This is a genomic window from Pseudomonas mandelii, assembly GCF_006438925.1.
Classification (GTDB): Bacteria; Pseudomonadota; Gammaproteobacteria; order Pseudomonadales; family Pseudomonadaceae; genus Aquipseudomonas; species Aquipseudomonas mandelii_C.
Genome location: NZ_RCZA01000002.1, coordinates 624,924 through 638,891, shown reverse-complemented (window position 1 = coordinate 638,891; position 13,968 = coordinate 624,924). Strand labels below are relative to the sequence as shown.

11 protein-coding genes are annotated in these 13,968 nt (G+C 60.6%); 4 read left to right on the top strand and 7 right to left on the bottom strand.

Annotated elements, in window-relative coordinates; all coding sequences use genetic code 11:
• The first annotated feature begins 5 nt into the window (after positions 1-5).
• Both EAH74_RS06685 and asd read left to right on the top strand, forming a co-directional pair.
• Entirely contained in the window at positions 6-821 is an 816-nt protein-coding gene (locus tag EAH74_RS06685; protein WP_140677187.1) for a rhodanese-like domain-containing protein, read from the top strand.
• 18 nt (positions 822-839) lie between these two features.
• A complete protein-coding gene (gene asd, locus EAH74_RS06680; RefSeq protein ID WP_140677185.1) occupies positions 840-1,700 on the top strand; it encodes an archaetidylserine decarboxylase in 861 nt (286 codons plus the stop codon).
• Between the two features lie 56 nt (positions 1,701-1,756).
• Here the strand turns inward: asd and EAH74_RS06675 are convergent, their stop codons facing one another.
• Complete coding sequence (locus EAH74_RS06675; protein WP_140677183.1) at positions 1,757-2,158, bottom strand: lectin OAA family protein; 402 nt, start codon at positions 2,156-2,158, stop codon at positions 1,757-1,759.
• A 198-nt stretch (positions 2,159-2,356) separates the two neighbouring features.
• Here EAH74_RS06675 and EAH74_RS06670 point away from each other — a divergent pair, with 198 nt between their 5' ends.
• A complete protein-coding gene (locus EAH74_RS06670; protein WP_140677181.1) occupies positions 2,357-4,135 on the top strand; it encodes a molecular chaperone in 1,779 nt (592 codons plus the stop codon).
• Between the two features lie 117 nt (positions 4,136-4,252).
• Here EAH74_RS06670 and serB read toward each other — a convergent pair whose 3' ends face one another.
• Entirely contained in the window at positions 4,253-5,467 is a 1,215-nt protein-coding gene (serB, locus tag EAH74_RS06665; RefSeq protein WP_008153333.1) for a phosphoserine phosphatase SerB, read from the bottom strand.
• Between the two features lie 135 nt (positions 5,468-5,602).
• On the opposite strand from serB, the gene EAH74_RS06660 reads away from it, so the two are divergent.
• Positions 5,603-7,135 (top strand): AhpA/YtjB family protein, encoded by a 1,533-nt coding sequence (locus tag EAH74_RS06660; RefSeq protein ID WP_140677179.1) that lies wholly within the window; start codon positions 5,603-5,605, stop codon positions 7,133-7,135.
• Between the two features lie 234 nt (positions 7,136-7,369).
• On the opposite strand, the gene EAH74_RS06655 is transcribed toward EAH74_RS06660, so the two are convergent.
• The 5 genes from EAH74_RS06655 to parE all read right to left on the bottom strand — a co-directional run bounded on the left by EAH74_RS06655 (position 7,370) and on the right by parE (position 13,949).
• Positions 7,370-8,083 carry a PqiC family protein gene (locus EAH74_RS06655; protein ID WP_140677177.1) on the bottom strand — a complete coding sequence of 238 codons (714 nt, stop codon included), beginning with the start codon at positions 8,081-8,083 and terminating at the stop codon, positions 7,370-7,372.
• A gap of 176 nt (positions 8,084-8,259) precedes the next feature.
• Complete coding sequence (gene parC, locus EAH74_RS06650; protein ID WP_123369049.1) at positions 8,260-10,527, bottom strand: DNA topoisomerase IV subunit A; 2,268 nt, start codon at positions 10,525-10,527, stop codon at positions 8,260-8,262.
• A gap of 7 nt (positions 10,528-10,534) precedes the next feature.
• A complete protein-coding gene (locus tag EAH74_RS06645) occupies positions 10,535-11,059 on the bottom strand; it encodes a retropepsin-like aspartic protease family protein (protein WP_140677175.1) in 525 nt (174 codons plus the stop codon).
• Complete coding sequence (locus EAH74_RS06640; RefSeq protein WP_140677173.1) at positions 11,056-12,045, bottom strand: esterase-like activity of phytase family protein; 990 nt, start codon at positions 12,043-12,045, stop codon at positions 11,056-11,058. The genes EAH74_RS06645 and EAH74_RS06640 overlap by 4 nt, the downstream gene beginning before the upstream one ends.
• Entirely contained in the window at positions 12,045-13,949 is a 1,905-nt protein-coding gene (gene parE, locus EAH74_RS06635; protein WP_140677171.1) for a DNA topoisomerase IV subunit B, read from the bottom strand. Before parE ends, EAH74_RS06640 begins: the two co-directional genes overlap by 1 nt.
• Between the last annotated feature and the right edge of the window lie 19 nt (positions 13,950-13,968).

Sequence of the window (13,968 nt, the reverse complement as noted above, 5' to 3'; positions counted from 1 at the left end):
CTCACATGTCTGACTTCTCTGGCTTGCCGCTGGTGATCGAGCCGAGCGACTTGCTCACCCGTCTCGACGCCCGCGAACTGATTCTGGTGGACCTGACCAGCAGCGCCCGCTATGCCGAAGGGCATATCCCCGGTGCGCGCTTTGTCGATCCGAAACGCACGCAACTCGGTCACGCACCAGCGCCGGGACTGATGCCGCCGCAAGCGGCACTCGAAGCGTTGTTCGGTGAGCTGGGACACAACCCTGATGCGGTCTATGTCGTCTATGACGACGAAGGCGGTGGTTGGGCCGGGCGCTTTATCTGGCTGCTGGATGTCATCGGCCACAGCAAGTACCACTATATCGACGGCGGCCTGAAGGCCTGGCTGGCAGAAGGCTTGCCCATGTCGATCCAGATCCCGGCAGCGGTTGGCGGCCCGGTTGCGTTGACCCTGCACGACGAACCCACTGCCACCCGCGAGTACCTGCAAAGCCGTCTCGGTGCCGCCGACCTGGCGATCTGGGACGCGCGCGGGCCGCTGGAGTACTCCGGCGAGAAAGTCCTGGCAGCCAAGGCCGGGCACATTCCCGGCGCGGTCAATTTCGAATGGACCGCGGGCATGGATCAGGCGCGCAACCTGCGCATCCGCACCGACATGCCGCAGATCCTGGAGAAACTCGGGATCAGCAAAGACAAAGAAGTGATTACCCACTGCCAGACTCACCATCGTTCTGGCTTCACCTATCTGGTGGCCAAATCCCTCGGTTATCCGCGGGTCAAAGGCTACGCCGGTTCCTGGGGCGAATGGGGCAACCACCCCGATACGCCCGTAGAGATTTAAGGTTTTTAAGGACAGTTAATGAATAAGCGTCTGTTTATCCTCAGCCAATACCTGCTGCCCCATCACCTGCTGTCGCGACTGGCCGGCTGCATTGCCGAATGCCGCGTGCGCTGGTTCAAGAACGCCTTCACCGCCTGGTTCGCCAAGCGTTATCAGGTGGACATGTCCCAGGCGCTGGTCGAAGACCTGACCGCCTACGAACACTTCAATGCGTTCTTCACTCGCGCCTTGAAGGACGGCGCTCGCCCACTGGACGAGACGCCTGGCGCGATCCTCAGCCCGGCAGACGGTGCGGTCAGCCAACTCGGCCCGATCGAACACGGTCGCGTGTTCCAGGCCAAGGGCCACAGCTTCAGCGTGCTGGAATTGCTGGGCGGCGACGCTGCCAACGCAGCGCCGTTCATGGGCGGTGATTTCGCGACTATTTATCTGTCGCCGAAGGACTACCACCGCGTGCACATGCCGTTGGCCGGCACCCTGCGCGAGATGGTCTACATCCCTGGCCGGATCTTCTCGGTCAACCAGACCACCGCCGAAAACGTTCCGGAACTGTTCGCCCGCAATGAGCGTGTGGCGTGCATTTTCGACACCGAACGCGGGCCGATGGCCGTGGTGTTGGTGGGCGCGATGATCGTTGCGTCGATCGAAACCGTCTGGGCCGGGTTGGTCACGCCGCCGAAACGCGAGCTGAAAACCTTCCGCTACGACGAAGCTGCCCGTGCGCCGATCCATTTGGAGAAAGGTGCAGAACTGGGTCGCTTCAAGCTGGGTTCGACCGCTGTCGTGCTGTTCGGGCCTGATCAAGTGCAGTGGGCTGAAGAGCTGGCGGCCGGCTCCCCGGTGCAGATGGGCCAGGGCATGGGCCTGGCAAAAGCCTGATCACTGATCCGAACCCCGCGAACGTCTTCGCGGGGTCGGACATTTCGGTGGTGCCGTTACTCTATCTGTCCACGGAAGCCGATCGGCCCTTCGTTGGCGTAGGTATTGGTGCCACTGAGGTTTTTCCCTCCATCACTGGAGGTCACGCTCAACGCCACAACGTTCTGATTGTCCCGACCTCCGATGACCCATTTGCCACCCGGATGCCAGGGGGCATCGTTGCCGCCCCACTGATTTTCAACGTTGTACTGGTTCTGGCCCGTGCGCTGAGCCTTGAAGCCAATGGGACCTTCACCCGCATACGTCATGGTGCCGGTGAAACTCTTCCCGCCATCGCCCGACTTGATCTCGATCGCGACAACGTTCTGGTTGTCCCGCGCGCCTAGTGTCCAGTCTCCGCCCGGATGCCAGGGTGCCGAACTACCGCCCCATTGATTTGCCACTATATATCTAGACATAAACTTCATCTCCTTGAAGTTACAAAGAGACCTGCCCTGCGTAGGCAGCAGGCCGTACGACTGTGCGTATCCAGTCGCACGTGTGTCAGATTAGTAGTACGCCCGGATGGCACTCGACTGACAGACAAACGGTAAAAATCCATAGCTGCTACAGTCAGATCATTCACTGCCCATTTACCGGTTGGAGTTTTTCACGGCATGAATGAGACCAGCCCCCATCTTCTGCTACGCGCGCCCGTTCCGCTGCAGGTGCGTCTGTCGTTCTGTGAAGCCACCCCGCGCGATCTCAAGCGCTGGATCGCAAATCTGCCCAAAGCCAACATCGGCGAAACCGCTCGTCAGCTGTATCAAGGCTTGAGCGAACTCAATCAGCTGTTCACGCCCAGCGACAATCGCCTGCAATTGCTCGAACTGCTGCGGCCCGAGGTGTATTACGTCTGCAAACACCTTGAGCAGCATTTCCTGCATCAGTCGATTGTCCTCGACGAGCGCTCCCGCAAGATCGCCAACCTCTGCCAGGCGCTGCAAAGTCACTTGGCCATTGGTTATAAACAGATCGTGGTGAGCATCACACCGAAGTTCAGCAAGGACCGAGCGCCGCTGCTGACCCAAGCGCTGCAACGGGCGATCCATTGCCTGAACGGGCCGCTGATTCGTGCTACCAAACTCTATTGCCCCGTGCCGGAAGGCCTGTGGCTGGAGCTGCATCAGCTCTACCGGATCGCCTGCGCGCACCGGCTCCAGCACACGAGCCTGCGCGATGAGCTGGCCAGCCAGACGCAAACCTTGAGCATCGAACAGACGTACGTGGTCGCCTTGCTGCTGGGCGCCTCACGCTGCAACCAACTGCGCCAGCACCAGATTGCCCGGGTGGCCGAGGTACTGGAACCCTGGAGCCAATGGATCAAGCTGCAACCCGGCAAGCCGGCCACCGGGTTGTTTGCCGTCGCGCAAGACCTCGATACCGGACCGCGTTACCGCACCAAGTTCCGAGCCGAGCAGCAGGAGAGTTTGCTGGGGATCGATCCGCAGCCTCTGGTTGCGGCCATCGAAGGGTATTTGCAAAAACCCGACAGTTCATCGCCACTGCCCGTGCCGGCAGGGTTAAGCCTGGACACGTTGCAACATCTTCATGCCGCCTGGGGCCAGACTGCCGAGCGCAGCTTCCAGCGCACCGTTGGCCAAGGCACGTTGACCCTGTGCGTGGGCATGAGCGCGCTGCACTTTTATCTGGGTGGGCAACGCTCATTCAGCGACATCCTGAAAAACCATGGCGCCCGGCCTGCACAATTTTCGGTAACGTCAGCGACCGGCCGGGAAAAGGACCAATGGCACCAGGCCTTCGACGCCGCCCCCCAAGGCAATGCAGACGCTCTATTGCCCTACGAAGAGATCGAATACCCACAGCTTCAGAATGACGACGGCCACGATGCATCCGACCGCAATCAGCACTTCCCGACCCATGTCCTGTCAGTGATCAATCACAGCCCCGGCGGTTACTGCCTGGCCTGGCCCGCCGCTGTGCCGACCGAGTTACAGGCGGGTGAGATGGTCGGTATCGAGGATTCTGCCGGTCAGGGCTGGAGCATCGCGGTGGTGCGCTGGATCCGCCAGGTGCGCGGCGGTGGCACGCAGATGGGCATCGAGCAGGTTGCGCCCTACGCCGAGCCTTGCGGCCTGCAACTGGTGCGCACCCGTGATGACCACAGCCAATACCTGCGCGGTCTGTTGCTGCCGCAAATCAGTGCCATCGACCAGCCGGCCACTTTGCTCGCGCCGCGCCTGCCCTTTCAGGAGGGCAACAAGGTCATGATCAATACCCACGGCGAGGAACGCCGGGTCGGGCTGGAGCAGCGGGTGGCGAGCACCAACAGTTTCAATCAGTTCGCCTACCGTCCACTGGAGGTCGCCAAAAACGACAACGCCGCGGTGAGCGGCGCTGAGGACGATTTTGATTCGTTGTGGAAAACACTTTAACCGGGTGCCACAAAAGCAAAAGATCGCAGCCTGCGGCAGCTCCTACAGGGAAATACATATTCCTTAGTAGGAGCTGCCGAAGGTTCGGGCCGCGTTCGGACGATCTTTTGATCTTCCTTAGAGTTGCCCGTCGCGATCCCGGAACCCCAGCAGATACAGCACGCCATCCAGCCCAAGGGTGGAAATCGCCTGCTTCGCCGACTGCTTGACCAGCGGCTTGGCACGGAACGCCACGCCCAACCCGGCAATCGCCAGCATTGGCAAATCGTTGGCGCCGTCGCCGACCGCAATGGTCTGCTCCAGGCGCAAACCTTCCTTGTGCGCCAGTTCCTTCAGCAGATCCGCCTTGCGTTGCGCATCAACAATCGGCTCGACCGCCACGCCAGTCACTTTGCCGTCTACTACTTCCAGTTCGTTGGCGAACACGTAGTCGATGCCCAGCTTGGCCTGCAATTGCTTGGCGAAGTAGGTAAAGCCGCCCGACAGGATGGCGGTCTTGTAGCCCAGACGCTTGAGTTCGGCGAACAGTGTTTCGGCACCTTCGGTCAGACGCAGGGAGGCGCCGATGGAATCCAGCACGCTGACGTCCAGCCCTTTCAACAAGGCCAGGCGCTCCTTGAAGCTGGCGCGAAAGTCCAATTCGCCGGCCATCGCCCGCTCGGTGATCGCAGATACCTGATCGCCCACTCCGGCAGCCTTGGCCAGTTCGTCGATCACTTCGGCTTCGATCAGCGTCGAATCCATGTCGAACACCGCCAGGCGGCGGTTACGACGGAACAGCGAATCTTCCTGGAAGGCGATGTCGACGTTCAGTTCCTGCGCGACGCTGAGGAACTCGGCCCGCAGCGCTTGCGGATCAGCCGCTTCACCACGAACGGAAAACTCGATGCAGCCCTTGCCCTGATCGGCCGGGGTGTCCAGCGGCATACGCCCGGACAGACGATCGATGTGGTCGATGTTCAGGCCATATTTGGCGGTGATCGAACTCACGGCCTGCAATTGCCCGGCGGTCACTTTGCGGGTCAGCAGGGTCACGATGTGGCGTTTCTTGCCCTGATTGCCAACCCACTGCTGGTAATCCTCTTCGGACACCGGCGTGAAACGCACCTGCTGATCGAGCTTGTAAGCCGTGAACAGGATGTCCTTGAGCACCGACTTGCCTTGCTCGGTGTCAGGAATTTCAACCAGGATGCCGAACGACAGGGTGTCGTGAATCACTGCCTGACCGATGTCGAGAATGTTCACACCACCTTGGGCCAGAACGCCGGTAATGGCTGCAGTCAGACCCGGACGGTCGACTCCCGTGATGTTTATCAGGACGATTTCGCGCAAGGCGCACCCCCGCAGGTGGAAAAAAACCGCATTCTACCCACTTTCAGTGACCATCGGGCACCGTGAGCGCTTTGACGGTCTAGGGCCTGTCGCTATACTGCGCGTCAACTTCACGGACAAAAGAGCCGAGCTCAAGTGAACCGGCCCACGCCAGTAAAAACCGATAACTTCTTTCTGCTGATCTTCCGTGCACTGCGCCACCGCCGTGTACCGATTGCATTGCGCATTGCCAGCCATAACGTGATCCTGGTCGCTCTGGCCCTGGTGATTTATGCCTGTGTGATGGGTTTGCAGTTCAAGCAGGCCATGCACGAGCAGGCGGATGCGCTGGGCGAAAGCCTGACCACGCAAACTGCCACGTCCGCCACGGAGCTGTTGGTGTCCAACGACATCCTCAGCCTCAACGTGCTGCTCAACAACCTGACCAAAAACAAGCTGGTGGCTCACGCTGCCATCTACAGCGTGGATAACCGCATCCTCGCCGAAGCCGGTCAGCGCCCCAAGCACAGCCTGCTGGGCGAAGCCGAAGGCATGTACCAGAGCAAGATCACGTTCCAGGACGTGACCGCCGGGCAGCTGCGCATCAGCCTGGACATGGATCAGTTCCAGCAGCCGATGACCATCAGCCTGCAAAGCATGGGCATTTTGAGCGCGATTCTGCTGGCGCTGTCCCTGGCCTTGAGTCTGCGCCTGGGTCGGCACATCTCCACGCCGTTGCTGCAATTGCGGGTGTGGCTGCGCCATATCGACGAATACACCCCGGCCACCGAGCGTCAGGATGAGATCGGCGATCTGGCCCGCCAGCTGCACGCCGACTTCGCGCCAGAGCCCGCCGAGCCGGAACCCGCTCCTGAGCCTGAATACGACGAAAGCGACTACGAAGACGCGGACGATAACGAGCCGACCTTCGAAATGCGCAATCTGCGTGACCCGAGTTTCGATGAATCCAAGCCTGTGGCCGGCCTCAAACCTGCGCCACGGCGCATTGTCAGTACCGTTGAAGACGATGATGACGACGATGCATTTGCCGACCTGCGTGATGAATCAGCTTCGACCGCGCCGAAACCGGTAGCCAAACTGCAACTATCGAACGTGCCGCAGCACAGCGCGGTGCTGGCCGTGCAACTGGGCGCTCAGGATCAGCTGCGTCGTCTGCCCCGCACACGCCTGGAAGAACTGCTCAAACGCTATCGTGACTGCCTCGATCAGGCCGCCTCGCTCTACCAGAGCGAACTGCACACTCTGAACGATGGCAGCACGCTGATGCTGTTCCATACCGAAGACAGCGGCGATGACTACCTGACCAATGCCATCTGTTGCGGTGAGCTGTTGCGGGCTCTGGGCCATCAGTTGCAGATCGAAGTCGCCGACAGCGGCATCACCTTGCAATTGCAACTGGGCCTGACCCTGGGTGACGAGCTGTTCGGCCTGAGCCAGATAGATCTGCTGCTGACCGAAACCGCTCAGGATGCGCTGGCCCTGTCGCAACACAGCCGCAACCTGTTGCTGGTGGAGCGCAAGATCGGTGACGACGCGCTGATCCGCCAGCGCGCACGAATCCGACCGATCGCAAGCCCGGAAGGCGCTTGTTGCGTAGAGCGACTGATGGAGCCTTATCCGTCGATGCTCGAGCGGCAACTGGCGCGGATGCATGAGCGTCGGGCGTAAGCCTTAGAAGCTACAACCAAGCCCGCAGATGATCACTCGTCTGCGGGCTTTTTTGTTGCCTGTCCCGACGCCTTCGCGAGCAGGCTCGCTCCCACAGGTAGTCTCGGCTACCCACACATCCACTGTGGGAGCGAGCCTGCTCGCGAAGAGGCCAGGAAAAGCACTAGAGAACTTCAACTGCAGAAACAACAAAGCCCGCATCAATGCGGGCTTTGCTCTTGGATCAATCCAGGCTTAGAACCTGAATACTTCCATATCGGTCCGGATTGGCGAAGCCATCGGGATCTTCGGTTGCTTATCCTGCTCTGCCGCTGGTGCCGCCGGCTTGGCAGCTGGTTTTTTTGGCGCTTCGGCGATCGGTGGCTGGTTAGCCAGCGGCTTGAGCGCCGTCGACAGTTGCTCGGCCAGACGCTGCAGCAATACACCCTGAGCCTGAACCTGAGCCGCCGTGCCACCGGCATGCTGTTCCTGCAGGTGAATGATGCGGTTATCACGAACCTGGCCACGACGGTCGATCAGACGCCATTGCGCATCAAGGATCGCCGGTTGCCCCTCACCCGAGTCCAGGCGAGTAATCGTCAGCAGAACCTGCACATCCGGCGTGAAGCCCAGTGTCGCTGGCGCCAGCACCACGCGCTGGCTGTCCAGATGACCGGCGACCTGACGCAGCAGCAGCTGATCAATATCAGACGACAGGCTACCCGCCCAACGACCATCAGCCGAAGCTTGCAGGCTGCCATCCGGCTGTCGCTGCAACAACGTTTCGCGTTGCAGGTAATCGGCTACCGTTACCGGACCCAGCAATACAGCCATGCCCGCGCTTTGCGCAGGCTGAGCCGGACTTCCGCTGTCCAGCTGATACAGCGACACCGGTTGGTGAACGCTGCAACCCGCCAGGCCAAAAACGCCAGCGAGCATCAAAATAAAAGGAAGGCGCAGAGCAGTCATCGTCCCATCCAGGTGGCTGCCACAAGGCTAACCACAGTGAAAATACTCAATAAATATGAAGAACGCTCGGCCACGCCGGCGCTTGAAAGGCCATATCATCCGTGAATATGCGTTCCGACTCCAGCGCCAAAGCGTCGATCTACGCGTTAAATCGTAGATCGAGCGCTCTAGGACGCTTAATTGAGGTTTTCGACGAGCAGCGCATCTACCCTCTGAAAGCCACGTGGAAGTTTGTTACCACGACGTCCACGCTCACCTTTGTAGTGTTCGAGGTCGTCCGCTTTCAGTGACAAGGTACGTTTTCCGGCCTGCAGCACCAATGTGGCGCCATCCGGCAGAACGGCGATGTCCGTAACATATTCTTCGCGGCTGGCAACACGCTCACCAGAAATCCCGATGATCTTATTACCTTTACCTTTACCTAATTGTGGCAGATCGCTGATCTTGAAGATCAGCAGGCGACCTTCGGTGGTCACCGAGGCCAGCCAGTTCTGCTCACGATCGGCCACCGGACGCGGCAGAATCACCTTGGCGTTGTTCGGCAGGCTCAACAGCGCCTTGCCCGCCTTGTTCTTGGCTTGCAGGTCTTCACCTTTTACCACGAAACCGTAACCGGCGTCGGACGCGATCACGTACAGCGAGTCGTCTTCCGGCATCAGCACGCATTCGAAGCTCGCCCCTGGCGGCGGCGTCAGACGGCCGGTCAGCGGTTCGCCCTGGCCACGGGCCGATGGCAGCGTGTGCGCGGCCACCGAATAGCTGCGACCGGTGGAGTCGATAAACACCGCAAACTGGTTGGAGCGCCCGGGCGCCAAGGCCTTGAAACCATCCCCGGCCTTGTAGGAAAGCCCGGTGGCGTCGATTTCGTGACCCTTGGCAGAACGAACCCAGCCTTTTTCCGACAGAACGACGGTCACTTTCTCGTTTGGCAGCAGATCGTGCTCGGTCAGGGCCTTGGCTTCGGCGCGCTCGACGATTGGCGAGCGACGGTCGTCGCCGTAAGTTTCGGCGTCCTTGATCAGTTCGGTACGCACCAGCTTTTTCAGCTTGGCTTCGCTGCCCAGCAGGGCTTGCAGCTTGGCCTGTTCCTTGAGCAGTTCATCCTGCTCGGCACGCAGCTTCATTTCCTCCAGTCGCGCCAACTGACGCAAACGGGTGTCGAGGATGTAGTCGGCCTGGATTTCGCTCAGGGCGAAACGCGCGATCAGCGCCGCTTTCGGGTGCTCCTCGGTACGAATGATGTGAATCACTTCATCCAGGTTGAGGTAGGCGATCAACAAACCGTCCAACAGGTGCAGGCGACGCTCGACCTTGTCCAGGCGGAATTGCAGGCGACGACGCACAGTCTGGACCCGGAATTCCAGCCACTCGACCAACAACGCGCGCAGATTTTTCAGCTGCGGCTTGCCGTCCAGACCGATGATGTTGATGTTGACCCGGTAGCTCGACTCCAGCTCGGTGCTGGCGAACAGGTGGGTCATCAATGCATCGTGGTCAAAGTTTTTGCGTGCGCCCGGAATAATCACGATCCGGCACGGGTTTTCGTGGTCGGATTCGTCTCGCAAGTCAGCGATCTGTGGGGCTTTCGACGGCTTGGCCTGCATCATGGCCGCGATCTGTTCCAGCACCTTCGCGCCGGATACCTGATGCGGCAGCGCGGTGACGATGATGTCGCCGTCTTCAATGTGGTAAACAGCGCGCATGCGCACCGAGCCCTTGCCGGTTTCGTACATTTTCAGCAGGTCGGCGCGCGGCGTGATGATTTCCGCTTCGGTCGGATAATCCGGGCCCTGGATGTGTTCGCAGAGCTGTTCGACCGTGGCTTTGGGCTCATCAAGCAAACGCACGCACGCCGTGGCGACTTCGCGCAGGTTGTGCGGCGGTACGTCGGTGGCCATGCCCACGGCGATGCCGGTGGTGCCGTTGAGCAGGATGTTCGGCAAACGCGCCGGCAACACCAGCGGTTCGTCGAGGGTGCCGTCGAAGTTCGGGCCCCAGTCCGCAGTGCCCTGGCCCAGTTCGCTGAGCAGCACTTCGGAATAACGCGACAGCCGCGCCTCGGTGTAACGCATGGCGGCGAAGGACTTGGGATCATCCGGCGCCCCCCAGTTACCCTGGCCGTCGACTAGCGTGTAGCGGTAGCTGAACGGCTGGGCCATCAGGACCATGGCTTCGTAGCAGGCCGAATCGCCGTGCGGGTGGAACTTGCCGAGCACGTCACCGACGGTACGCGCCGATTTCTTGTGCTTGGAATCAGCGTCCAGCCCCAACTCGCTCATCGCATAGATAATGCGCCGCTGTACCGGTTTCAGGCCGTCGCCGATATGCGGCAAGGCACGGTCCATGATCACGTACATGGAGTAGTTGAGGTAGGCATTTTCGGTGAAGTCAGCCAGTGACCGGCGTTCTACACCGTCCAGGCTGAGATCAAGGGAGTCGCTCATGCGGGCCTCATCGGTTCGTTGTCTGGCGCAGCAGCATGGTGCCACCGCGCTGGGTAAATTCAAGTTTGTTCAGCGCGCTCATACCGAGCAGCACTTGCTTGCCATCCAGGCCTGGCACGACGAGGGCGCGCACATCACGCAGCACAATGTCGCCCAGTTGCAGCCGGTCGATGCGGGTTCGGTAACCCTGGGTGCGGCCGTTGGCCGTGCTCAGGGTCACCCCAAAGCCTTTTTCCAGTTTTAGCCGTTCGGCCATTTCCGCCGGGATCGACACGTCCGTCGCCCCGGTATCTAGCATGAAATCCACCGGCTGACTGTTGATCTGGCCGCTGGCGACGAAGTGACCCTGTGTGTTGCTGGCCAGTTTCACTTCGATAAAACCTTCGCCCTGCTCAGAGCTGACGACGGTGTTGGGGTTCTGCTGACGCGATTCCCACTGACCGAAAAACCGCGTGGCCAGAAACAGCGCCGCGCACCAGGCCAGCACCATAAATACCCGACCGGCGCGTTTTCCCGGCGTTTGCTGGCTCACGGCTTGGCGCTCCAGCCGCCTTCAGGCGCGGCAAAGCGCCAGACGATCGGACGTTCCTCGCCATCGGCGCGGGCATCGTTGTTGTTGTCGGTGCCAATCCACGCGCCCTCGGCGTCAACAATCAACGCTTCGGTCAGGCCGTAAGGATTTGAATAGCGGCGATGCGGCTGCAGGGCTTCATCGGCAAACGACCAGCAGCGCTCGACCTTGGCCGTCACCGGATCACGGCGGCAGATCTGGTATGCGTTGCGCTCAAGGGTAAACAGCTTGCCGTTGAACAGCGACAGGTCGGCAAAGTCTCGGGACACTGCTTTGGCTCGGGGAAACTGCGCCGGCTGCATTTCTTTCCCGGCTTCGCTCAGCAACACACAGCCACCATCGCAATCCCATACCGTTTGTTTGCGCTTGATCAGCAACAATCCACGGCTTTGACGCTCGGCGGCGAGCCACAATTGATCACCCGCCGGATTGATCGCCAAGCCTTCAAACAACGCATTGAAGTGCAGCAGCATGCCGCTGGCCCGGGCTTCGCGAATCAAAATCGGTGAGATCTTCAGCCAGGACGATGGCCCAACGGGCGGCACTTGTAGAATCGCGGCATGGGATTCGCTGACGATATAGCGATTACCGGCGCTGTCGCAGGTGATGCCTTCAAAATCCAGATCCCCGCCCCGGACAAACGACGCCAGCCAGGTCCGCGAACGCAGGCCCCAGGGCAACCCGCTGTCTGGCACCGGTGGTACGCCGATGCCCACGGTTTCGGCTTGCCATACCCGGTCGCGGGTATCGAGCCGGTAAATCTGATCGTCGTCGCGATCCGATACCGTCCACAGATCCTTGCCGCACTGGGCCAACCCTGACAGGTTGCCGCCGCGCATACCGTCAACGGGATGCTCGGACAACAGGCGCAGTTTCGGCAGCGGTTCGGCAAACACCGAAACCGAGGTCAGAAGTAACGCACACGCCAGGGCAAAGCCAACCCGCATCAGCCAAGAACCTCGGCCAGGTTGCCTTTGGATTCCAGCCAGGATTTGCGGTCACCGGCGCGTTTCTTCGCCAGCAGCATGTCCATCATTTCCGAGGTCGCTTCGAAATCGTCCAGCGTCAGCTGCACCAGACGCCGAGTGTTCGGGTCCATGGTGGTTTCGCGCAGCTGCGGCGGGTTCATTTCACCCAGACCTTTGAATCGGGTGACCTGCGGCTTGCCGCGTTTCTTCTCGGCCACCAGACGATCGAGGATGCCATCGCGTTCGGCTTCGTCCAGGGCGTAGTAAATCTCTTTGCCCAGGTCGATACGGTACAACGGCGGCATCGCGACGTAGACATGACCGGCATCCACCAACGGGCGGAAATGCTGGACGAACAACGCGCACAGCAACGTGGCGATGTGCAGACCGTCGGAGTCGGCGTCGGCGAGGATGCAGATCTTGCCGTAACGCAGCTGAGCGATGTCCGCCGAGCCCGGATCGACGCCGATGGCGACGGCGATGTTGTGCACTTCCTGGCTGGCCAGCACTTCGCTGCCGTCGACTTCCCAGGTGTTCAGAATCTTGCCGCGCAACGGCAGGATCGCTTGAAATTCTTTGTCTCGCGCCTGCTTGGCCGAACCACCGGCGGAATCACCTTCCACCAGGAACAGCTCGGAGCGCATCGGGTCCTGCCCGGCGCAGTCGGCGAGTTTGCCCGGCAGTGCCGGCCCCGCCGTGATGCGCTTGCGCTCGACCTTCTTGCTGGCCTTCAGGCGACGGCCGGCGTTGTTGATCGCCAGTTCCGCCAGCAGCATGCCGGTTTCGGGGTTGGCGTTAAGCCACAGGCTGAAGGCATCTTTGACCACACCGGAAACGAACGCGGCCGCTTCACGGGACGACAGACGTTCTTTGGTCTGGCCGGAGAATTGCGGCTCTTGCATCTTCATCGACAGCACGAAAGCGATGCGTTCCCAGACGTCTTCCGGCGCCAGCTTCACGCCGCGTGGCAGCAGGCTGCGGAATTCGCAGAATTCGCGCATCGCATCGAGCAAGCCCTGACGCAGACCGTTGACGTGGGTACCGCCCTGCGCCGTCGGGATCAGGTTGACGTAGCTTTCCTGAACGCTGTCGCCACCTTCCGGTAACCACAGCAGCGCCCAATCGACCGCTTCTTTGTTACCGGCCAGGCTGCCGCAGAACGGTTCGTCCGGCAGACGCTCGAATCCGTTGACCGCGTCCACCAGATAGGAGCGCAGGCCGTCTTCGTAATGCCATTCGACTTTCTCGCCGGTGGCCTTGTCTTCAAAACTGACCAGCAGCCCCGGGCACAGAACGGCCTTGGCCTTGAGTACGTGCTTGAGGCGGCTGATGGAGAATTTCGGCGAATCGAAGTATTTCGGGTCCGGGGCGAAGAATACGCTGGTACCGGTGTTGCGCTTGCCGACGGTACCAATGATTTCCAGCTCGGTTTTCTTGTAACCGCCGGCGAAGGTCATCTGGTATTCGTTGCCGTCACGCTTTACGCGCACCCGGACTTCGTTCGACAAGGCGTTGACCACGGAAATACCCACCCCGTGCAGACCGCCGGAGAACTGGTAGTTCTTGTTGGAAAACTTGCCGCCCGCGTGGAGCTTGGTGAGGATCAGCTCAACGCCCGACACGCCTTCTTCGGCGTGGATATCCACCGGCATGCCGCGGCCGTCATCGCTGACTTCCAGGGAGTGATCGGCGTGCAGGATGACCTGCACCGAGGTCGCGTGCCCGGCCAAGGCTTCGTCGACGCTGTTGTCGATGACTTCCTGGGCAAGGTGGTTCGGCCGACTGGTGTCGGTGTACATGCCGGGGCGTTTGCGCACCGGGTCGAGGCCCGAGAGGACTTCGATGGCGTCTGCGTTATAAGAGCTAGCGCTGGGAGTGGCCATGGGGTCTCGTCGTCAGTGT

Coding starts and splice junctions, on each gene's coding strand:
- EAH74_RS06685 (WP_140677187.1), top strand. CDS start 6: ATGTCTGACTTCTCTGGCTTGCCGCTGGTGATCGAGCCGAGCGACTTG.
- asd (WP_140677185.1), top strand. CDS start 840: ATGAATAAGCGTCTGTTTATCCTCAGCCAATACCTGCTGCCCCATCAC.
- EAH74_RS06675 (WP_140677183.1), bottom strand. CDS start 2,158: ATGTCTAGATATATAGTGGCAAATCAATGGGGCGGTAGTTCGGCACCC.
- EAH74_RS06670 (WP_140677181.1), top strand. CDS start 2,357: ATGAATGAGACCAGCCCCCATCTTCTGCTACGCGCGCCCGTTCCGCTG.
- EAH74_RS06655 (WP_140677177.1), bottom strand. CDS start 8,083: ATGACTGCTCTGCGCCTTCCTTTTATTTTGATGCTCGCTGGCGTTTTT.
- parC (WP_123369049.1), bottom strand. CDS start 10,527: ATGAGCGACTCCCTTGATCTCAGCCTGGACGGTGTAGAACGCCGGTCA.
- EAH74_RS06640 (WP_140677173.1), bottom strand. CDS start 12,045: ATGCGGGTTGGCTTTGCCCTGGCGTGTGCGTTACTTCTGACCTCGGTT.
- parE (WP_140677171.1), bottom strand. CDS start 13,949: ATGGCCACTCCCAGCGCTAGCTCTTATAACGCAGACGCCATCGAAGTC.